General features: G+C 39.1%; 21 protein-coding genes. 13 read left to right on the forward strand and 8 right to left on the reverse strand.

Going from position 1 to position 22546, the window contains the following annotated elements; all coding sequences use genetic code 11:
• Position 1 precedes the first annotated feature (1 nt).
• The 6 genes from H8S17_RS05065 (at position 2) to glgA (ending at position 6998) form a co-directional block, all read left to right on the forward strand.
• Entirely contained in the window at positions 2-832 is an 831-nt protein-coding gene (locus H8S17_RS05065) for an NAD(+)/NADH kinase (protein ID WP_186866499.1), read from the forward strand.
• 41 nt (positions 833-873) lie between these two features.
• Positions 874-1338 (forward strand): arginine repressor, encoded by a 465-nt coding sequence (gene argR / locus H8S17_RS05070; RefSeq protein ID WP_178052111.1) that lies wholly within the window; start codon positions 874-876, stop codon positions 1336-1338.
• Positions 1339-1369: 31 nt separating this feature from the next.
• Positions 1370-3064: a DNA repair protein RecN gene (gene recN / locus H8S17_RS05075; protein ID WP_186866500.1), complete on the forward strand. Its 1695-nt coding sequence runs from the start codon at positions 1370-1372 to the stop codon at positions 3062-3064.
• A 94-nt stretch (positions 3065-3158) separates the two neighbouring features.
• Positions 3159-4385 (forward strand): SpoIVB peptidase, encoded by a 1227-nt coding sequence (spoIVB, locus tag H8S17_RS05080; protein WP_186866501.1) that lies wholly within the window; start codon positions 3159-3161, stop codon positions 4383-4385.
• Positions 4386-4665: 280 nt separating this feature from the next.
• Positions 4666-5481 carry a sporulation transcription factor Spo0A gene (gene spo0A, locus H8S17_RS05085; RefSeq protein WP_178050790.1) on the forward strand — a complete coding sequence of 272 codons (816 nt, stop codon included), beginning with the start codon at positions 4666-4668 and terminating at the stop codon, positions 5479-5481.
• Positions 5482-5549: 68 nt separating this feature from the next.
• Positions 5550-6998 (forward strand): glycogen synthase GlgA, encoded by a 1449-nt coding sequence (glgA, locus tag H8S17_RS05090; protein WP_186866502.1) that lies wholly within the window; start codon positions 5550-5552, stop codon positions 6996-6998.
• Here the strand turns inward: glgA and H8S17_RS05095 are convergent.
• From H8S17_RS05095 to H8S17_RS05120, 7 genes are all read right to left on the reverse strand, one after another.
• The gene (locus H8S17_RS05095) at positions 6995-7888 is read right to left on the reverse strand and encodes a DUF5688 family protein (RefSeq protein ID WP_186866503.1); all 894 of its coding nucleotides are present in this window, start codon (positions 7886-7888) and stop codon (positions 6995-6997) included. The two genes, glgA and H8S17_RS05095, sit on opposite strands and share 4 nt — an antisense overlap.
• Before the next feature lie 156 nt (positions 7889-8044).
• Entirely contained in the window at positions 8045-9097 is a 1053-nt protein-coding gene (locus tag H8S17_RS16460) for an ABC transporter substrate-binding protein (RefSeq protein WP_243237979.1), read from the reverse strand.
• A 12-nt stretch (positions 9098-9109) separates the two neighbouring features.
• Positions 9110-9889: an ABC transporter permease gene (locus H8S17_RS16465; RefSeq protein WP_178050786.1), complete on the reverse strand. Its 780-nt coding sequence runs from the start codon at positions 9887-9889 to the stop codon at positions 9110-9112.
• Complete coding sequence (locus H8S17_RS05105) at positions 9883-10707, reverse strand: ABC transporter permease (RefSeq protein WP_186866504.1); 825 nt, start codon at positions 10705-10707, stop codon at positions 9883-9885. Before H8S17_RS05105 ends, H8S17_RS16465 begins: the two co-directional genes overlap by 7 nt.
• Complete coding sequence (locus H8S17_RS05110; RefSeq protein ID WP_186866505.1) at positions 10700-11773, reverse strand: ABC transporter ATP-binding protein; 1074 nt, start codon at positions 11771-11773, stop codon at positions 10700-10702. Before H8S17_RS05110 ends, H8S17_RS05105 begins: the two co-directional genes overlap by 8 nt.
• 27 nt (positions 11774-11800) lie before the next feature.
• On the reverse strand, positions 11801-12340 hold the full coding sequence (locus H8S17_RS05115) for a cupin domain-containing protein (RefSeq protein WP_186866506.1): 540 nt from the start codon (positions 12338-12340) through the stop codon (positions 11801-11803).
• Positions 12341-12532: 192 nt separating this feature from the next.
• A complete protein-coding gene (locus H8S17_RS05120) occupies positions 12533-13540 on the reverse strand; it encodes a DUF5050 domain-containing protein (protein ID WP_186866507.1) in 1008 nt (335 codons plus the stop codon).
• Between the two features lie 146 nt (positions 13541-13686).
• On the opposite strand from H8S17_RS05120, the gene pheA reads away from it, so the two are divergent.
• Genes pheA through H8S17_RS05145 form a run of 5 tightly spaced genes read left to right on the forward strand, consistent with a single transcriptional unit; the run spans position 13687 to position 20565 of the window.
• Positions 13687-14658 carry a prephenate dehydratase gene (gene pheA / locus H8S17_RS05125; RefSeq protein ID WP_178050781.1) on the forward strand — a complete coding sequence of 324 codons (972 nt, stop codon included), beginning with the start codon at positions 13687-13689 and terminating at the stop codon, positions 14656-14658.
• 25 nt (positions 14659-14683) lie between these two features.
• Entirely contained in the window at positions 14684-15982 is a 1299-nt protein-coding gene (locus H8S17_RS05130; RefSeq protein WP_186866508.1) for an ATP-binding protein, read from the forward strand.
• A gap of 35 nt (positions 15983-16017) precedes the next feature.
• Positions 16018-17544 carry a Ppx/GppA phosphatase family protein gene (locus H8S17_RS05135; protein ID WP_186866509.1) on the forward strand — a complete coding sequence of 509 codons (1527 nt, stop codon included), beginning with the start codon at positions 16018-16020 and terminating at the stop codon, positions 17542-17544.
• 56 nt (positions 17545-17600) lie between these two features.
• Positions 17601-19727, forward strand: coding sequence for an RNA degradosome polyphosphate kinase (locus tag H8S17_RS05140; RefSeq protein ID WP_186866510.1), 2127 nt, complete (start codon positions 17601-17603; stop codon positions 19725-19727).
• A gap of 19 nt (positions 19728-19746) precedes the next feature.
• Positions 19747-20565, forward strand: coding sequence for a Cof-type HAD-IIB family hydrolase (locus tag H8S17_RS05145; protein WP_186866511.1), 819 nt, complete (start codon positions 19747-19749; stop codon positions 20563-20565).
• A 36-nt stretch (positions 20566-20601) separates the two neighbouring features.
• Here H8S17_RS05145 and H8S17_RS05150 read toward each other — a convergent pair whose 3' ends face one another.
• On the reverse strand, positions 20602-21444 hold the full coding sequence (locus H8S17_RS05150; protein WP_186866512.1) for a PHP domain-containing protein: 843 nt from the start codon (positions 21442-21444) through the stop codon (positions 20602-20604).
• Between the two features lie 385 nt (positions 21445-21829).
• Between H8S17_RS05150 and infC the strand changes: the two genes are divergently transcribed.
• Positions 21830-22324: a translation initiation factor IF-3 gene (gene infC, locus H8S17_RS05155; protein WP_178050775.1), complete on the forward strand. Its 495-nt coding sequence runs from the start codon at positions 21830-21832 to the stop codon at positions 22322-22324.
• A gap of 23 nt (positions 22325-22347) precedes the next feature.
• Positions 22348-22545, forward strand: a complete 198-nt coding sequence (gene rpmI, locus H8S17_RS05160) for a 50S ribosomal protein L35 (protein WP_178050774.1) — start codon at positions 22348-22350, stop codon at positions 22543-22545.
• The last annotated feature ends 1 nt before the right edge of the window (position 22546 follow it).

Genomic DNA, 22546 nt, shown 5'->3' on the forward strand with positions numbered 1-22546 from the left:
CATGAAGAATTTCTGTATTATCACAAATCCCTATAAGGATAAGGAATATGCACTTACGAATAAAATGAAATCCTACATAGAACTGAAAGGTGGAAGCTGTCAGGTGATCACTGAAAAAAATGAGATCCCATCTTCGGTCGAAGTGATCTTTGTGCTTGGCGGTGATGGAACATTGATCCGTGCCGCAGGTGTTGCTTCAGAAAAAGATATACCGTTGCTCGGTGTGAACTTAGGGCATTTAGGATATCTTTGTGAATTAGAAGAACACAATGTATGTGCTGCGATCGAGGAGATCATGAATGGACATTATATGATCGAAGAACGTATGATGTTAAGTGGGAGTCCGGTCATTCAGACAGAAGGAGAAAAACTTTCCCAGAAAGCATTGAATGATATTGTGATCTGTAGAAAAGGGGCATTGCAGCTTGTAGAACTGACTGTATCAGTCAATGGAGAGTACCTTAGCACATATCGTGCAGATGGCATCATCGTAGCGACACCGACAGGTTCTACCGGTTACAGTATGTCGGCAGGCGGGCCGATCGTTGATCCAAAGGCGCGCATGATACTGATCACACCGATCAATGCCCATAACCTGAATGCAAAAAGCATTGTGATCGGGGCAGAAGATGAAGTTACGATAGAACTTAGAAGCCGTCAGCCACAAAAGGCTGAATGTGTGGATGTGAATATTGATGGAGAATCAGCCGCAGAATTATCTGTGGGTGATTCGATCACGATACGTGCTGCAAAACAGCGGACAAAGATCATGAAATTAAGCAAGATCAGTTTTTTGGAAATTTTAAGAAAGAAAATGCAGATTTATTCCTAAGGATTCTTAGTACGGAATATGGAAAGAAGCGAGGTCATCAGATGAAATCAAAACGACAGGTGAAAATCTTAGAGCTAATTCGGAAAAATGACATTGAAACGCAGGAAGAACTTTCAGATTATTTAGAAAAAGAAGGGTATCAGGTTACACAGGCAACTGTTTCAAGAGATATCAGGGAACTGAAACTGACAAAGGTAGCTATGAATAATGGCAGGCAGAAGTATGTGGCATTATCAGAAAATACCGAAGGAATGTCAGAAAAGTATATCCGTATTTTTCGGGATGGATTTGTATCCATGGATATGGCACAGAACATTCTGGTCATTAAGACAGTATCTGGTATGGCAATGGCAGTCGCAGCGGCACTAGATGCAATGGACTGTAATGAGATCGTTGGCAGTATTGCAGGTGATGATACGATCATGTGTGCGGTCCGCACCGTAGATGATACAGTTGCTTTGATGAAACGTCTGCGGAAGATCATTTCAGAAACTCAGAAATCATAAGTTCTACAGGTAGAGAGTAGAAGGAGATCATATGTTACAGAGTTTACACGTAAAGAATCTTGCCCTGATCGATGAAGCAGAGGTAGACTTAACTTCCGGCTTAAATATTATGACCGGAGAAACAGGTGCAGGAAAATCAATTATCATTGGTTCGATCAATATTGCATTAGGAGAGAAAGTTCCAAAAGAAATGATCCGCGACAATGCAGATTATGGGCTGGTAGAACTGACCTTTTTTGTAGAAAGCGAACGGGTGAAAAAAGCGTTGGCAGATTTAGAGATCGAGTTAGAAGACGACTGTCTGATCATCAGCAGAAAGATCATAAATGGCAGAAGTATTTCAAAGATCAATGCAGAAACCGTTCCGGTGTCAAAAGTCAGACAGGCAGCAGCTCTTTTGATCGATATCCATGGACAGCATGAGCACCAGTCTTTATTAGTGAAAAAAAATCATATCCATATCTTAGATGAATATGCAAAACAGGATTTAAAAGACGAAAAAGAGCAGCTAAAAGAAGCATATACTGTATATAAAGCCTTGAAAAAAGAATTAGAAGAAGCTAATACAGATACTTCAGAACGTGAGCGGGAGATTTCTTTTCTTTCCTATGAAGTAGATGAGATCGAAGAAGCACAGCTTATGGCAGGTGAAGATGAACAGCTAGAGCAGGAATACAAATGGCTTGTCAATGGGCAGAAGATCTTAGAAGCAGCATCCGGTGCATATGAAAAAACAGCAGAAGGATTTGAGTCTGCAACAGAACAGATCAGTTATGCATTAAAGAATCTTTCCTCCGTATCTGAATACGATGAACAGTTAGCAGATTTTGAAAGCCAGTTGTCGGAAATTGATAATCTTTTGAATGATTTTAATCGGGAATTAGCATCCTATTTAGCAGATACAACATTTGATGAACAGACATTTACAGAAGTCGAGAACCGTTTAAATGTGATCAATCATTTGAAAACAAAATATGGAAGTACGATCGAAGAAATAGTAACTGCCTGCAAAGAAAAAAAAGAGCGCTTAGAAAAGTTAGCTGATTATGATACTTATCTTGCTGACTTGAAACAGCGATTTGCAGACAGTGAAAAAAAATTAGAACAGCATTCAGAAAAAGTATCAAAGATCCGTAAGAAGTCAGCAGAAGAATTGACAGAAGCGATCCGGAAACAACTGATGGATCTGAATTTCTTAGATGTGTCATTTTCCATGCAGTTTCAAAGAACGGATTCATTTACGGCAAATGGATTTGATGATGCTGAATTTATGATTTCTACAAATCCGGGAGAACCCCAGAAATCTTTAGAGAAGATCGCATCTGGTGGTGAACTTTCGAGGATCATGCTTGCGATCAAGAGTGTGTCAGCCGATGCCGATGCAGTCGGAACACTGATCTTTGATGAGATCGATACCGGAATCAGTGGCAGGACGGCGCAGATGGTATCTGAAAAAATGAATGCATTAGGGAGAAATCATCAGATCATCTGCATCACACATCTTCCACAGATCGCAGCAATGTCAGACAGTCATTATCTGATCGAAAAATCGGTGTCGAACCAGACAACGATTTCGACGATCAGACCATTAGATCAGGACGAAAGCATAAATGAACTTGCCAGAATGCTTGGTGGTGTAAAGATCACAAAAATGGTTTTAGAAAATGCAAGAGAGATGAAAGAATTGGCAGCAAATACAAAAAAATCATTGGGTGAAGAAAAATAATCCGTACATACTAAGAAGGATACGTTAAGTATCCTTCTTTTTTTGAGCAGAAGTTTATAGGAATCAGAAAATATATAGGAAAGGGGTCTTTACCGTGTTTTGTTATAAATTGCGGATGCATTTTAGAACATTATTTTTTGTGTTATTTTTCTGCCTGTTGGGTTTTGCAGGTATTACATTATATGATGCAGTACCTGATGAATTATATGTAGTTGCCGGGGAGGAGGAAAAAATGGATTTTTCCGTTCCGGTCAGTTTTGAAAGGAAAGAGGAAAGTATAGCTGTTTTAAAGAATCAGACAAACAAGGGGAAAGCAAACATGGGAGAGAGAGAATATACACTATGCTGTAAATTCTTAAGTCTGATCCCTCTCAAGGAAGTATCTGTACATGTGGTGGAAAGAGAGTCAGTTTTTCCATCCGGAATGCCAATCGGAATCTATACAAAAACGATGGGAGTGCTTGTGATAGGAACAGGAAAAGTAACAGCGGCGGATGGAATGACCTATGAACCATCTGACCAGCTTGTTTCCAGTGGGGATTATATTATGACTGTTAACGGTGTTGAAATACAGGAGAAAGAAGAACTCATAGAGCAGGTGCAAAAATCCGAAGGGGAAGATTTAGTCTTAGGGATCATACGTGAAGATGACCTGATCGAATTAAAGGTCAGACCTGTAAAGGCAGAGGATAAAACATATAAATTAGGAATCTGGGTGAGAGATGATATGGCAGGTGTTGGCACACTTACTTATGTAAAAGATTCAGAATATGGGGCATTAGGGCATCCGGTCAGTGATGCCGATACAGGCAGTATGATCTCACTTTCAAATGGACAGATCTATCAGACAGATATTGTCAGTATCGTAAAAGGCGGGGATGGTGTGCCGGGAGAATTGACCGGAGTGATCAATTATAGTGATCAATATGTATTAGGAAATATCATAGAAAATACCAAGACAGGCATTTATGGAAAAATGGATGAAAAGGTTACGGAAATGGAACAGGAGAGCATGGAGACAGGCATGAAGCAGGAAATTGAAAAAGGAGATGCCTGTATTCTTTCTTCCTTAGACGGTACGCTCAAACAATACCAGATCGAAATTGATGAAATCGATTACAATAACAAAGAAAAAAACAAAGGAATCTTATTTCATGTCACAGATGAAGAACTGTTAGAAAAGACAGGAGGTATCGTGCAGGGCATGAGTGGAAGTCCGATCATACAGAATCACCGGGTGATCGGAGCGGTCACACATGTTTTTATTTCAGATGCGACAAAAGGGTATGGGATTTTTATTGAAACGATGCTCGAACATTAAGTGTACGGCATTAAGTGTTAATATATGACCTGTTCTAAAAAACAGTATGACTATTTTCGACAGAATAGAATCAGGAATATCGTATTCTGGCAAAGCTATCAGGAAAAAGTGACAAAAAGTGGCTAAGATTGCCCGTAACTGTCGAAAAGTGCGAAAATTTATGATTGAATTAGAGTGATAAGATAGATATAATACAAATAGTTTCGATTTTAGCCATGGGATAAAAATGGGGCTTATGGAATATAACCGAACAAAATGTTTTAGGAGGATAAAATTTGGAATGAGTAAATTAAATGTTGCGATTGCGGACGACAACGAGAGAATGCTGCGGTTATTAGGAGATATTATCCGGAGCGATGAAGAATTAGAAGTAGTCGGTATGGCAAAAGATGGGGAAGAAGCTTATAAAATGATAAAAGAAAAAGAACCGGATGTCGTTTTATTAGATATTGTCATGCCAAAGTTAGATGGACTAGGAGTCCTAGACCGGATAAAACATGACACAGAAGTCAAAAAATATCCATCTTTTATTATGATCAGTGCGATCGGTAATGAAAAAGTGACAGAAAGTGCATTTATGTCAGGGGCAGATTACTATATTATGAAACCATTTGATAATGATATGGTCATCAACCGGATCAAACAGGTAAAAAAACAGTTAGAGCCGCAGAAGATCGAGCAGCGTAAGATCAGTGCTTTTGAAAAATCAGACAAACAGGAAGAAAAAGCACCTAGAAACTTAGAAACCGATGTCACCAATATCATCCATGAGATCGGTGTACCTGCACATATCAAGGGATATCAGTATTTGAGAGAAGCGATCATGATGTCTGTAGACGATATAGAGATGCTAAATTCCATTACAAAGATTCTCTATCCTACAATCGCAAAAAAATACCAGACAACACCAAGCCGTGTGGAACGTGCGATCCGTCATGCGATCGAAGTTGCATGGAGCAGAGGCAAGATGGACACGATTGATGAATTGTTTGGTTATACGATCAATAATGGCAAAGGAAAGCCTACCAATTCCGAATTTATTGCCCTGATCGCAGATAAGATCCGTTTAGACTATAAACATAATACTGATTTTTAGTACTTTTTATTAAAGAGAAAATGGAGTATAATAGATCTGCTATATAAGAATATGGGAGGTCTATTTTTATGAAAAAAATACTTTTTGCAGCATCAGAGGCAGTTCCTTTTATAAAAACAGGCGGGCTTGCAGATGTCGTAGGGTCCCTGCCGAGATATTTTGACCGTGGTCAATATGATGTGAGAGTGATCCTGCCGAAATATGCATGTATGGAGGAGAGATTTAAAAATACACTTCAGTTTGTGACACATTTTTATGTGGATCTTGGCTGGAGAAAACAGTATGCAGGTATTTTGACAGCAAAAGAAGAAGGTATCCAATATTATTTTGTAGATAATGAATTTTATTTTGCAGGTGAGCATCCTTATGGGGAAATTTATCAGGATGTTGAAAAATTTGCATTCTTTTCCAAAGCAGTATTAGATGCAGTAGAAAAAATAGATTTTATGCCGGATGTGATCCATTGTCACGATTGGCAGACCGGACTGATCCCTGTTTACTTAAAACATGTATACAATACGAATCCGGCTTATACAAAGATACGGACAGTATTTTCTATTCATAATATCCGTTTTCAGGGCAGATGGGTGATTCCTGAAGTGATGGATATTACAGGATTGCCGGAGAGACTGTTTACATCAGACTGCTTAGAATCCTATCATAAATCTAATTACTTAAAAGGCGGGATCGTCTGCGCAGATGCAGTCACAACTGTCAGCAAAAATTATGCAAAAGAGATCATGACACCAGAGGGCGGAGAAGGGCTTGATGGAGTTTTGCGTCGTTACAGCGATAAAGTATCCGGTATTTTAAATGGTTTAGATTATGAAGAATTTGATCCGCAGAAAGACCACTACATACCGTATCATTTTGATACAGCAAATGTAGTCAGTGAAAAAGCCAAAGATAAAGCAAGACTGCAGGAAGTCTATGGGCTGCCGCAAAAGACAGATACCTTTTTATTAGGAATGGTATCGAGAATGTCTTTCCAGAAAGGATTTGACCTGGTTGCATATATTTTAGATGAATTTTTATCTGTGGCACAGGTACAGATCGTGGTACTTGGAACCGGTGAAACGAAGTATGAAGATATGTTCCGGTATTTTGCAAATAAGTATTCAGATAAGATGTCTGTGAAGATCGGATATTCAGAAGATATCGCACATCTTGTCTATGCAGGTGCCGATGCATTTTTAATGCCGTCACTATTTGAACCATGCGGTTTAAGCCAGCTGATGAGCTTAAGATACGGAACGATCCCGATCGTACGGGAAACCGGCGGTTTAAAAGATACTGTAGAGCCTTACAATAAATATACACAGGAAGGTGTAGGTTTTTCCTTTGCCAATTATAATGCCCATGAGATGAAAGGCATCATTGATAGCGCAATGGAACTTTATTATATGCACAAACCCGAATGGCAGGCACTCATGGTACGTGCCATGCAGGCTGATTTTTCGTGGAACAAGTCTGTGCAGGAATATGCAAAGCTCTACGAAGGTATCTGTGAATCTTAATAAGTAATAAAACCAGAAGCACGTTCAAAGCAGTACACATGGTCTGAGAGAATTTCCTCAGGCAGTACATGTGATGCATTGACTTCATTGATCATCTGATTTAAGTCTAATGATGAAGTGTGCTCATTCTTATGGAATAAGAGTACTTCATGGATACTGCTTGGGATAATATACAGATCACTGTTCTGGGATTTTGCAAAGGCAGCTAATACATCAGGATAGAGGATTGCAGCTGCTCCATACAGTTTTGCTTTATTCGATAAGACATACATCATTGGAAGGCCGACCGGAAAATCCGGTACTGTGATCTGCATGGCATTTCCCATTGATGCTAAGACACTCTCCATACTGACGTTTTCATAAGGAAGCAGTATGGGAGTGTTTTTGGTTGCAAGTTCATATAGGACATCAGCAGTAGTATGCCAGATATCTATATGATGGTTATGTATTAAGATCGTTGCATTTCCATGTGGGGTATCGGACAGAAAACAGCAGAAGACAACAGCAAGATCAAGAAACTTAAAGTGTGGGACATCGGCAAGCAGCTTCTGGTTCTTTTCATAATTGATCAGTTTATAGATGATCTTATATTTGACTTGCTGGTAATCTGTGAAAAAAGAAAAATCCATATTTTCATTCGGAAGATGATCGTAGTAAGAGGAAATGATCTCATCAACGATCTTTGAAAAGTCTTTGCCCATGCGGTAATCTTCATAGTAATAATTCAGATAGACTGTAGGTGAAATATTGACCGACGGTTCTTCAATCGTCAATCCGTCTAAAGACAGATCATTGTTTTTTATGACAGTATGCAAAGAAACAGTAACGTCTTTGCCAAAATGTTTTTTCAGGGAATCTACTATAGATTGTTTAAATGTTGCGTAGTTCATGTATAACTCCTTTATCATATAAAAAGTGGAATTATGTGCATGAATCTGCAGGATTCCTAATGGATCATTAGAATAAAAGATAAAAGAAAATCCACACAGAAGATTAACTGTGTGGATTTAATGTATCATTTCTTTTCATAAAAAGCAAGTATTATTTTAATCGGATTTTAATGTTTTCCATAACTGGTTATAAAGATTTGTGCCTTCTTCATCTAAACTGACATAAACTTCGCAGTTGTCAAGTGTTTCCTTATCAGGGAAGATAGTTGTGTCATTTTTCGTCTCTTCGTCGAGATTATCATATACAGCGGTGTTTGGTGTTGCATAATATACATAATCAAAGTTCATTTTTGCAATATCTTCCCGACAGAGGAAGTTTAAGAATTTTTCTGCATTTTCTGTATTTTTACAGGTCTTAGGGATAAACCAGGAATCAATCCAGAGGTTAGAACCTTCTTTTGGTACGCTGTATTCTAATTTATCCGAAAGGGACTGTGCATAGGCAGCCTCACCGGAGTATACAACAGCAAGAGAAGCATTTCCTGCAGCCATTTCATCACCGGTTTCATCTACAAAATAGGCATAGATCAGAGGCTTCTGGTCTAAGAGCATATCGAGCGCCTCATCTAATTCATCTGGATTTGTGGTATTTAAGGAATATCCAAGCTGTTTTAACGGAACTAAGAAACAGTCACGGACACTGTTTTCCATAATGATCTTTCCTTCGTATTTGGAATCCCAGAGCACATTCCATGTATCCACTTCCGAAGCATCCACTTCATCGGTATTGTATAAGATACCTACTGTACCATAGAAATATGGAAGTGTGTAAGTATGGTCTGGATCGAAAGAAGCGGAAGAATCAATGATATTCTGGTCAATGTTCTTATACTCCGGGATCTTTGTATAATCCATTTTCTGAACTTCACCTTCATCAATGAGTTTTTCAATCATGTAATCAGAAGTACAAAGAAGATCATAGTCGATAGAACCGGCTTTGTATTTGGTATACATTTCTTCCGGACTCTCGTATTCTTCGTATTCTACGGTAATACCGGTTTCTTCCTCAAACATTTTGAGGGCATCCGAATCAAAGTACTTTCCGTAATTTAATACGGTAAGTGTTTCGCCGTTTGAAGAACTGCCACAGGCAGAAAGGCAAACAGCAGAGAAAAGTAAGGTTGTCAGGCAAAATAGTCTTTTTTTCATAATAGTTCTCCTTTAATTGTTTATATCATTTTTCCTTGAGGAACGGAAATTCATAATAAAAAGCAGTATCAGTGCAATTGCAAATAAAAGCGTGGAAAGTGCATACATTTCTGGCTTGATCCCTTTTCTAAGCTCTGTATAAAGCATCGTAGATAAGGTATTGACACCTGCGCCTTTTGTAAAATAAGTGATCGAAAAATCATCTAATGACATCGTAACTGCCATTAAGAAACCGGAAAATACACCGGAACGGATATCCGGCCATACGATCTTATAAAAAGCATACAGCGGTGTGGCACCTAAGTCCATGGCAGCTTCATAAGCGGATCTGCTCGTCTGGTTTAACTTTGGCAGTACGTTTAAGATCACATAAGGAATATCAAATGTCAGATGTGCGATCAGGACAGTTGAAAATCCAAGTTTTGTAAAACGTACAAATAATAACATCATGGAAATACCGGTAACAATATCTGCATTGAGCAGAGGGATATTTGTGGCACCGAGTAAAATGGCCGTTCCCTTCCGGCGCATTGCCTGAATACCGATTGCTGCCAGTGTACCGATGATCGTTGCTAAAACAGAAGCAGTCAGTGTGATCTGTAAGGTCATGGTAAATGCATCCATGATGCTTTTATTCTGAAACATGGAGATATACCATTGTGTAGTAAATCCACCCCACTTGACTCTGGATTTTGAATTGTTAAACGATAGTACCACAAGCACCATGATCGGGAGATATAAAAACAGAAAGATCAGTGCCATATAGATACGGCTGATTGTTTTCTTTACCATACTGCAGTTCCCTCCCCATCTTTATTGTGTGAATTCATAAATGCCATGCTGGCGATGACAAAGATCATCAGAACGATCGATAATCCACTGCCCATATGCCAATCCATATTCTGCATAAATTCCTGTTCAATGACATTACCGATCAGCAGTACCTTGCCGCCTCCTAAGAGGTTGGAAATGACAAAGGAAGTTAATGCCGGGACAAATACCATGATGATCCCGCTTAACACACCAGAGATTGTCAGCGGCATGATGATCTTGATAAATACCTGCAGCTGGTTTGCACCAAGATCCCTTGCGGCATCAATCACGTCTGCAGAGATCTTGCTCATGGAGTTGTAAAGCGGCAGGATCATAAATGGAAGAAAATCATATACCATACCAAATACAACTGCAGAGGGCGTATTTAAAAACTGAAACTGCGGAAGATGCAGTGTTTCTAAAACCGTATTGAGAATTCCGTTGTTTGAAAGCAGAAGCTGCCATGCTAAGATACGCAGCATAAAGTTCATCCACATCGGAAGTACAAATATAAATACGATAAAATTCTGGTGTTTAAATTTCATACTGTTTAAGATCATAGCCAGCGGATAGGAGAGCAGCAGGCAGATCACAGTACAGACCAGCGCAAGCTTTAAAGAAAGCAGAAGTGCTTTCATATGGATCGGTTCTGCTATGGCAATGATATTTGCAAGTGTAAAACTGTTTGAAGAATCAGTCACACCATAATAGACGATCATTAAGATCGGCAGTACGATAAATCCGATGATCCATACGATATAAGGACCGGTCAAAAATTCACGTTTGAATCTATTCATTGATTTCCACCGCCTTTTCATCATTAGATTCAGGCTTATTCATGATCTGGATATTAAACGGAATGACGTGGATACCGACATGTGTGCCCACCGGGAACATTTTCGTTGTATGTACCAGCCAGTCATAACCGTTTGCATGAACTTCAATTTCATAATGTACACCTTTAAAGATGATCGAAACGACATCACCTTCCATAAATCCGGCAGATGGATCGACTAATTCCACATCCTCTGGGCGGATCACAACATCGACAGGCTGATTCAGGTGGAATCCGGTATCTACACATGGGATCTTTACACCGAGGATCTCGACTAATTCATCTTTGATCATAATACCGTCAATAATATTGCTTTCTCCGATAAAATCAGCCACAAAAGCATTGATCGGTTCGTTGTAGATATCTTCCGGTGAGCCGATCTGTTGGATATATCCCTGATTCATAACAACAATCTTATCAGACATTGTCAGGGCTTCTTCCTGATCATGTGTAACATAGACAAAAGTAATGCCGAGTTCTTCTTTTAAGCGGATCAGTTCATATTGCATATCCTGACGCAGTTTTAAGTCGAGTGCACCTAATGGTTCATCTAACAGAAGCAGTTTCGGTTCATTTACGATTGCACGCGCAATGGCAATACGCTGCTGCTGGCCACCGCTTAAAGAATCCACGGTACGGTTTTCGAATCCATCGAGATTCACAAGTTTTAAGGCGTATTTGATCTTATCATCAATATAAGCTTTGCTCTTTTTGCTGATCTTTAAGCCGAAAGCAATGTTTTCTGCAATCGTCATATGTGTAAAGAGTGCATATTTCTGGAATACGGTATTTAATTTACGCTCGTTTGGTGGCAGCATCGTAATGTCAGCACCGTCAAAAAATACCTGTCCTTTATCTGGTGTTTCAAATCCGCCTAAGATACGAAGCGTCGTTGTCTTGCCACAGCCGGAAGGACCGAGCAGTGTCATAAATTCATTTTCTTTGATGACAAGATCTAAATCGTCTAAGATCAGGTCGTTGTCAAAAGATTTTGAAATATGTGAGAGATGTATAAATTCTTTTCCCATGGTAAAAGCCTCCTAAAATGTACAAAACTAAAAACTTGGGGGAGTAGTGATCCAGAGTACCACAGCATCATGTCTGCCGGGATTTTCCAAATGATGCCTTTTTGTAGAAGGAAAGGCAAAGGATTCGCCCGTATGCAGCGTGTATTTCTGGGTGCCAAAGATCAGTTTTATGGTTCCTTTTAATACATAGCCAAATTCTTCCCCTTCATGCGGGAGAAGTTCTTCTGATATACCACCCGGTTGTAAGGTGAGCCGGATCGGTTCCATGCTGTTTTTCTGTGCATTGGGAATGATCCATTCGATCAGTGTATGCTGCTCATCATTGATCTTTTCAAAATAGTCCTCTTTTTTAAAAACAATCTGTTCCGGTTTCGGCTCTGCAAAAAATTCCGCAGGAGTCGTACCAAGACACTGGATGATATCTAAAAGAGTACTGACGGAAGGTGTATTCTGGTTACGCTCTAACTGGGAGATGAAACCTTTCGTAAGTTCCGCCCGGTCGGCAAGTTCCTGCTGCGTAAGTCCATAGAATACACGGAGTTCCTTCATTCTTTTGCCGATATCCATGAACTGCCTCCTTTGTATTGTTAATAGTAGATTAAAAGTTTACTAATTATAAACAAACTAGAAAATATTTTATCGGAAATCGAGAAAAAGTCAATAGAAATTTTAAAGATTTTTTAAGAAATGAAAAGATATATAAAAAGGCTGCCCCATATCCATCTTGGGACAGCCTTAAGCGTTCAGATAAAATGCAGATTATGGATGAAATACCGAAACGGCAGCAGGATCATTGACAGGAAACCGGAACATGGTCTGCTGGTTATCTACGGCAGTAAAATATACATAACCTGCAGTGACATTCAGATTCGTATAATTTCCCTGTTGGATTACCTGATAATCGCTGCCATCTGTTTTGATACTGCACAGGGCGGCATCATCATCTAAATTATTCCGCTGGAAATAGATCGTCTCTCCATAAATATTATAACATTCGATGCGGTCAGACGTAACTGACACAGGTTTTTCCTGCGAACGGTTTAAACGGACTAATGTGTAATTCTGGTCACAGTCGAGAAAATAAATATTGTCATTGTCAGCAGATGGCATCCAGTAATTTCCCTCACAGATCAGATTTGAACTGTTTGTAGAAGTGTCCATCTGATAAATATTATGGTCGGAATCTAAACCATTGTAATAAAAATACTGACCATTTGCAGAACAGGTAAAGAGAGGGCTCTTATTGATCTGTTCCTTTTCACTTCCGTCAATCTTGATGCGGTAGAGGGAAGAAGCGGTTGCGGTATCATAATGTATGTAATAGATGTAATTTCCAATCAGGGAAGCATAGATCGAAGGTTCAGGATCTAAGACAAGCACCTTTTTGGTTTTTAAGTCATAGCGGCAAAGACTGTTTGCATTCAGATGCAGAAAAGAAAGATCACCACTTTTACTGATGTTGTTACGGACATAATAGACATAATGATCATCTGCATTAATATAAGAAACAATATCATTCTGAAGTTTTTTGACATTTCCACCGGTAATGTCCATCGAATACAGATGGTAGTTATCATCAGGATTGCTAAAATAGATCGTACCATCATGTTCGCAGAACAGACCGTTGTTATACAGATTGCCGGCGGTATTTCCATTGACATATGAAGTGTTAAAGTAAGTTCTGCCGGTATAATAGCGGTAGCCTGCAAATCCTAAAATGGCTGCAGCAATCAGAAAAAACACAAGAAAACGTTTTGCATATTTCATAACAGATTCCTCCTTCAAAATTTTACATGAATATTATAACTTTTATACACTAAAGTTACAAGGGTATCTTGCTATCTAAAGTGGATTGTTATATTATAAATATAATAATTTTCCGGCAGCAGCCGGTTTGAGATATGGAGGAGATCATGAGAGGATTACAGGAGATCCGTACAGATATAGCAGATATAGATGAACGGATTTTAAATCTGTATAAAGAGCGTATGCAGCTCACAGAAGAATTAGTAGAATACAGGCTTGCAGCAGGTAAAAAGATCTTTGATTTTACACCGGTAGAAGCCTTTGATTTTAAAAATGCAAGAGTTGTATTCCAAGGTGTCGAAGGTGCCTACAGCCAGCAGGCATTGCAGGAGTTTTTTGGAGCAGATACACAGAGTTATCATGTGGAAACGTGGCGTGATGCCATGGAGGCGATCGCAGGAGACGAAGCAGATTATGCAGTACTGCCGATTGAAAATTCTTCTGCCGGTATTGTGTCGGAGAATTTCGATCTGCTTGTAGAATATGATAATTGTATCATCGGGGAACAGATCATTAAGATCGACCATTGCCTGTTAGGGCTGAAAGATGCCGAATTATCAGATATCACAGATGTATATTCCCATCCGCAGGCTCTTATGCAGTGCTCAAAATATTTAGGGGAGCATCCTGCCATTGAACGGCACAGCTTAAAGAATACCGCAGGTTCGGCAAAGAAAGTCAGAGATGATGGAAAAAAGAATCAGGCAGCGATCGCAGCAAAGATCACAGCAGATATCTATGATCTTAAGGTATTAGCAGAAGGTATCCAGAACAATACCTCTAATTCCACAAAGTTTATTATTGTTACAAAGAAAAAAGTTTTTCGGAAAAATGCAGACAAGATCAGTATCTGTTTTGAGATCCCGCATAAGAGTGGATCTTTGTATCAGACATTGTCCCATTTCATCTATAATAACTTAAATATGAACAAGATCGAATCCAGACCGATCCAGGGCAAGACATGGGAATACCGTTTTTTCATTGATATAGAAGGGAATCTGACAGACGGGGCAGTGCAGAATGCATTGAATGGGTTAGAAGATGAAACAGAGGGTTTAAAGATCCTCGGAAATTATTAAATCAACGACATCAAAGGAGTTAGCAATGAGTAGTACAAAAGAACTGATATTATATAAAGATTTTGAGAACGGAAAATTATTTTATGATTTTACATGGCTGATCGAGAATTATGACAATGATTACTATAACAAAGAAGATAAGGCGGCGTTATATTATGAATGTTTCCATGATCTGATCGAGATTTCCGTAAGTCATGGTTTTGAGGGAAATCTGTGGCATAACTTTTTAGCATTTATCTTGATCAATAACGAGAATGCATACAGCAGATCCTGCGAGATCAGGGGGAAAGTAGCTGGTACGATCAATGCGGTCGCAATGCATGACTTTACGATCTTTAAGGAATTATTTGATTTTGATCTGCATACGTTAGAAACGGCATTTGACGTTACCGGAGCAGATCTTCTCACTGATTATCAGAGTACAGATGGCAGCAGTAAAGTATTCAACCAGCGGATCAGGAACCGTATCTGCGAATTGAGCGTGCATTTAGATGAAGCAGAAACAGTAGAAGCATTTAAGGATGCAGTTACGAAATTCTATCAGGATTTTGGTGTAGGAAAATTAGGGCTGCACAAGGCATTTCGGATCGAACATGCAGAAGATGGGGCAAAGATCATACCAATCACAAATATTGCCCATGTCAAATTAGATGACCTTGTCGGTTATGAGATCGCAAAGAAAAAACTGATCGATAATACAGAGGCGTTTGTCAATGGGAAACAGGCGAATAACTGTCTGTTGTTTGGAGATGCCGGTACCGGAAAATCTTCCAGTATCAAAGCGATCGTCAATCAGTATTATGACAAGGGACTGCGTATGATCGAAGTCTATAAGCATCAGTTTCAGGATTTAAACGATGTGATCGCACAGATCAAAAACAGAAATTATAAATTTATCATTTATATGGATGATCTTTCTTTTGAAGAATTTGAGATCGAATACAAATATTTAAAAGCAGTCATCGAGGGCGGACTTGAGAAGAAACCGGAAAATGTATTGATCTATGCAACTTCAAACCGCAGACATTTAGTGCGTGAGAAGTTCTCAGATAAGGCAGAATTAGCAGATGATCTGCACAACAATGATACCGTACAGGAAAAATTATCCTTAGTTGCAAGATTTGGTGTCCAGATCTATTTCGGGGCACCGGATAAAAAGCAGTTCCAGCAGATCGTAAGAGTATTAGCAGATAAATACCAGATACATATGGACGAAGAAGCACTGTTGTTAGAAGCAAATAAATGGGAACTTAGTCATGGCGGATTATCAGGCAGAACTGCACAGCAGTTTATCAATTATCTGTTAGGGCAGGAAAAAGAATAGTTATCATTTCAAATAGACAGGAGAGGATGGGCACTATGAAGATCACAACATTCGCAGCAATCTATATCGGCTCTTATGAAGTCAGTCTGAAGATATTTGAACTGTCAGCAAAGAAACCTATCCGGGAAATTGATCATGTAAGGGCAAGAGTAGAACTTGGCAAAGATTCGTATCAGAAAGGTTATATCGGATACGAATTGATGGAAGAATTAGGCAATGTATTAGCAGAATACAAAAAGATCATGGAAGGTTACAGAGTCGATGATTATACAGCCTATGCCGGTGGAGTTTTCCGTGATACCAAAAATGAACTGTTTGTCTTAGACCAGTTATATATACGGACCGGAATCCATATACAGGTCTTAAGCAATTCCGAACACCGTTTTATCGGATATAAGTCCGTTGCGTTCCGGCAGGAATTTGATGAAATGACAAGGCAGGGAGCAGCCGTTGTAGATGTAGGTGGTGGAAGCCTTCAGATCACCTTGTTTTCCAATGGAAAAGTGATTACGACACAGCATATGGTCTTAGGAACGATGCGTCTTAGGGAAAAAATTGCTGCGATCGGCAACAGTGTCGCACATTATGAAACACAGTTAGAAGAACTGGTCAATAAAGACCTTGAAGTATTCAAGTCTTTATATATGAAAGATAATAAGATCAAATATATCATTTTCATGGGTGATTATATTATGGAAATGATAAGTAAGACAGATAAGAGGGCAGACCGTACCGTCGCATCGGATAAATTTGTAAAGACCATGCGGAAACTTTACAAAAAGAATCTCGAACAGATCGCATCAGAACTGAATATTTCGAATGAGAATGATGCATTGCTGCTGCCATATCTTGTATTGTATACAAGGATCACAGAAGAATTAAATCCTGAAGAAATCTGGGCACCGGGAGCAAACGTCAGTGATGGTATGGCTTATGAATATGCAGAGAAGAAACAGATATTAAAGCCGGTGCATGATTTTGAAGAAGATATTTTATCTGCAGCCAGAAAATTATCTAAGCGTTATGAGAGTTTTTCCCCACATATCAATGCATTGACAAAAATGGCAGTTTTAATCTTTGATGCCATGAAAAAAGTACATGGCATGGAGAATCGGGAACGCCTGCTGTTACAGGTGGCAGCAATCCTGCATGACTGCGGAAAATATGTCAGTTTAGCAAGAGGACCGGAATGTGCCTATAATATCATCATGGAATCAGAAATCATCGGATTGACGCATTTAGAAAGAGAAATCATAGCAAGAACGGTACTTTATAATACATATCCGTTAGATGATTATGAAGAATTAGCAGATGTTTTAGATCAGAAAAGTTATATGACCGTTGCAAAATTATCAGCGATCTTACGTGTATCAAATGCCATGGACCGCAGCCATAAACAGAAGTTTAAAAATGTCAAGGCATCGATCCGTGGCAAGCAGTTAATTATTACAATAGAAACAGCAGATGATATTATTTTGGAAAAAGGACTGTTTGATACGAAAGCAGAATTTTTTGAAAAAGTATTCGGAATGCAACCGGTGATCAGAGAAAAGAGAATATAAATACCTGTCAGGTATCTTTATCGTTACGGGCAAACATACAATACGAGGTGAGGCAGATGGAAAAATCAAAAATTTTTATGGATCCTGAAAATTATGAAAACAGAGAGTTAAGCTGGATCAAGTTTGACGGCAGGGTATTAGATGAAGCGAGAGATAAAACAATCCCATTATTGGAGCGTCTGAAGTTTGTAAGCATCACATCTTCTAATCTGGATGAATTTTTTATGGTCAGGGTGGCATCTTTAAAAGATATGGTACATGCCGGATATAAGAAAAAAGATATTGCAGGCATGACGGCAACAGAACAGCTAAATGCAATCAATACGGCAACAAGAAAATTAGTCGACACGCAGTATTCGACTTATAACCGTTCCTTACTTCCGTTATTAAAAGCAAAAGATATCCGTATCTTAGATGCCTATGAAGATTTAAACGATACACAGGCAGCTTTTGTAGATGCATATTTTATGGAAAATGTGTATCCGGTACTCACACCGATGGCAGTAGATGCTTCAAGACCATTTCCGTTGATCCGTAATAAGACATTGAATATCGCAGCATTGATCAAGCGGAAAGAATCAGAAAAAGAAGTGGAATTTGCAACCGTACAGGTGCCTTCTGTACTGCCGAGATTAGTAGAGATCCCATCAGAAAAAGAAGGAGGCAGGACATTTTTACTCTTAGAGCAGATGATCGAACGGAATATCTCAAAACTGTTTTTAAACTGTAAAGTCGTATGTGCATATCCATACCGTATTATGAGAAATGCAGATCTTTCCATTGATGAAGATGAGGCAGCCGATTTGTTAAAAGAGATCCAGAAACAGTTAAAGATGCGTCAGTGGGGAGAAGTGATCCGCCTGGAAGTAGAAGATAAGATGGATGAAAAACTGCTTGCGATCTTAAAAGAAGAATTAAAGGTCAAAGATGCAGATATCTTTAAGATCAATGGTCCGATAGACCTGACTTTTTTAATGAAGTTATATGGACTCGAAGGCTGTGATGATCTTAGATATAAGAAATATGTTCCACAGAGAGTTCCGCAGATCGAACCGGGAGAAGATATTTTTGCCGAGATCAGAAAAGGTGATATTTTAATGCACCACCCATACCAGACATTTGATCCGGTCGTAGATTTTATCAGACAGGCAGCAAAAGATCCCGATGTGCTTGCAATCAAGCAGACACTTTATCGTGTCAGCGGCAATTCACCGATCATTGCATCGTTAGCACAGGCAGCGGAAAATGGAAAACAGGTATCAGTATTAGTCGAATTAAAGGCACGTTTTGACGAAGAAAATAATATTGTCTGGGCAAAAAAATTAGAGAAAGCAGGCTGTCATGTTATTTATGGACTTGTAGGTTTAAAAACACACAGCAAGATCGCACTTGTGGTCAGACGTGAAGAAGACGGTATCCGCAGATATGTACATTTAGGAACCGGAAACTATAACGATTCGACAGCAAAATTATATACAGACTGTGGTATCTTTACCTGCTCAGAAGCAATCGGGGAAGATGCAACTGCTGTTTTTAATATGCTTTCAGGATATTCCGAGCCATTGTCATGGAACCGTTTAGTCGTTGCACCGATCTGGCTTCGTAAAAAATTCTTAAAGCTTATCAACCGCGAAACGAAGAATGCAAAAGAGGGAGGAGAAGGAAAGATCATTGCAAAAATGAATTCCCTCTGTGATAAAGAGATCATTGCCGCTTTATATGAAGCTTCGGCAGCAGGCGTACAGATCGATCTGATCGTCCGTGGTATCTGTTGTTTGAAAGTAGGTATTCCGGGGATCAGTGAGAATATCAGGGTACGTTCGATTGTTGGTAATTTTTTAGAGCACAGCCGGATCTTTTATTTCTATAATAATGGACAGCCGGAATTTTATATGGGAAGTGCAGATTGGATGCCGCGTAATTTAGACCGTCGTGTGGAAATTTTATTCCCGGTAGAAGATGAGGAGATCCAAAAGAGCGTGTATCATATTTTAGAGGTAGAATTAGCTGATAATGTGAAAGCTCATATATTGAATAAAGATGGGGAATATGAGAAAATAGATAAAAGAGGAAAAGTCTTAGTGAATTCACAGGATCAGTTCTGCAAAGAAGCAAAAGTCAAAAAGACAAAAGAACAGGGTGTTTATCAGGAAAGGGTGTTTATTCCGGCAGAACCCGTATAACAGCAAAGGAGGCAGGCTTATGCAGGCAGGAAAAATACTTTTTGTAGATTTGGATGCAACCTTACTATCAGATGACAAGACAGTGTCAAAAGGCAACCGTCATGCGATCAGGAAAGCATTAGATCAGGGGAATTACGTTGTCGTTGCTACAGGACGGCCGGTAGAAAGCGGCAGGATCGTCGTCAAAGAATTAGGACTTACGATGCCCGGATGCTATATGATCGCCTTTAATGGTTCGGTACTCTATGACTGTTCGGCTGACAGGGTATTATATAATAAGACAGTTCCGATCCATTATGTATATCAGTTATTTGAAAAGGCAAGACAGGCAGGAATTTATATCCAGACCTATAATCAGATGGAAGTGCTGACAGAAAAGCATTCCAAAGAATTAGATTATTATACGGAACATAGCAAGATGCGATATAAACTTCTGCCGGATGTTGTTGCCGGATTAGAGGAAGAACCGCATAAGGTGCTTTTAATCAGTTTAGAGGATCAGAAGTTATTAGAAGATTTTGAACAGGAAAATGCAGCATGGGCAGAAGGAAAACTAAATAGTTTCTTCTCAAGCACAAAGTATTTAGAGTATTGTCCGGCTGGAGTCAGCAAGGGAATGGCAATCGAATATTTATGTAATTTTTTAAATATCCCGATTGAGAATACGATCGCAGTCGGAGATGAGCGGAATGACATTTCCATGATCAAGGCAGCACATATTGGTATAGCAGTACAAAATGCTGTTGATGCGGCAAAAGAAGCAGCAGATGATATTACGGAAAATGACAATAACCATGATGCGATTGCAGAAGTGATCGGGAAATATATCCTGCTATAATTTATGATCTTATGTCAACAGTTACGACAGTTGATATTAAGATGGGCGAAGGTTAGTCAGCAGGTCGTAAGGAACAAATAAGTGTCCCATACCGCTGCCTAATTTGATATGTGGTTTATTGCTTCCATGAAAATCAGAACCACCGGAAAGTTTCAGATCATATTCTTTTGCAAGTCTGCGGATATACTGTTCTTCACCACGCTGGTAAGTCGAATAGATGGCTTCAATACCATCTAAGCCACAGGACTTACAGTCAGAGATCAGTTCCCGCAGTCTTGCATCGCTCATATGATATAAGATCGGGTGTGCTAAAACGGCAGCACCACCGGCAGCATGGATCAGACCAATGGATTCCTGTGGAGTGATCTTTTCCCTTGCCACATAACAGCGGCAGCCGTCACCGATATATTTCTCAAATGCTTCAGAGATCGTTTTGATATAACCATGTTCTAATAAGAATCTGGCAATATGTGCCCTTGTAAGTACTGCATCAGGAAACATGGCACGTAAAGCTTCTTCGGTCACAGGAAATCCCGCTTCCTGTAATTTTATATACATTTTCTGGTTGCGGTTATCACGGTTATCACGGAATTTTTCTAAATGTGATAATAAGTCTGGATTCGTTTCATCTAAAAACAGTCCTACCATATGGACTTCTTTTTCTTTATATTCGGTAGAAAGTTCCACACCGGGAATCAGTTCAATATCGTAATTATTAGCTTCTTTTTTTGCTTCTGCAATTCCGGCTACAGTGTCGTGGTCTGTTAAGGCAAATGCACTTAGATCAGCTTTTTTAGCTTCTGCAACTAATTCTGCCGGTGTTAATGTTCCGTCAGAAGCGGTGGAATGTACATGTAAATCTATTTTTCTGCTATTCATAAAGATTCTCCTTTAAAAATAATGATAAACACAGGACTTGTGATTTCCTGCTGTTATTATAGGATGTATTGTTTTTAGGGGCAAGGAAAATTCATATGTAATGATAAATTTAGGTTACTGACAGAAAAAACATGAAAATTACTTGACAAGAAAATATATGAATGTTATAGTAAATGAGTTGTTGAAAGCAAGTAGAGTATCCACTCTCACCTAAGCGCAATCGGGCGACTTATGGTTTATAGTTCAGATGACGTTTTACGTTGTTCGTCTAATTTTGTAGTGGATAGTCGTTCTATCCGCTTTTTTTATGATTACATGCAAAATACCCATGGAAGAACCATGGGATGAATATTTATTTTGGAGGTGCACAACCATTAGCGAGTTAATGATTAATGAACAGATCAGAGATAGAGAGATTCGTCTGATCGGAGTAAACGGAGAACAGCTTGGCATCATGTCAGCCAGAGAGGCGATGAAGTTAGCCGAGGAAGCAGAGCTTGATTTAGTAAAGATCGCTCCCACTGCGAAACCACCTGTATGTAAGATTATCGATTACGGTAAATACAGATATGAGTTAGCAAGAAAAGAAAAAGAAGCTAAGAAGAAGCAGAAGGTTGTAGAAGTCAAGGAAATTCGTATGTCACCGAATATCGAGTCGAATGATTTGAATACCAAAATGAATGCGGCTAAGAAATTCCTTGAGAAAGGCAACAAAGTAAAAGTTACTTTACGTTTTCGTGGTCGTGAAATGGCTCATATGCAGAGCAGCAGACATATCTTAGATGATTTTGCTGAGAGTCTTTCTGATACAGCAGTCATAGAAAAAGCACCAAAGGTAGAAGGCAGAAGCATCAGCATGGTGCTTGCAGAGAAAAAATAGCATTTTTAAGGAGGAAATATACTATGCCAAAAATGAAAACCAGCAGAGCAGCTGCAAAACGTTTTAAAGTTACGGGAACAGGAAAATTAAAAAGAAATAAAGCTTACAGAAGACATATCTTAACAAAGAAAACAACAAAGAATAAGAGAAATCTTAGAAAACCTGCAATGACAGATTCAACAAACGTAACAAACATGAAGAAGATTTTACCGTATTTATAGG

The sequence above is a fragment of the Roseburia zhanii genome (assembly GCF_014287635.1).
GTDB classification, from domain to species: Bacteria; Bacillota; Clostridia; order Lachnospirales; family Lachnospiraceae; genus Roseburia_B; species Roseburia_B zhanii.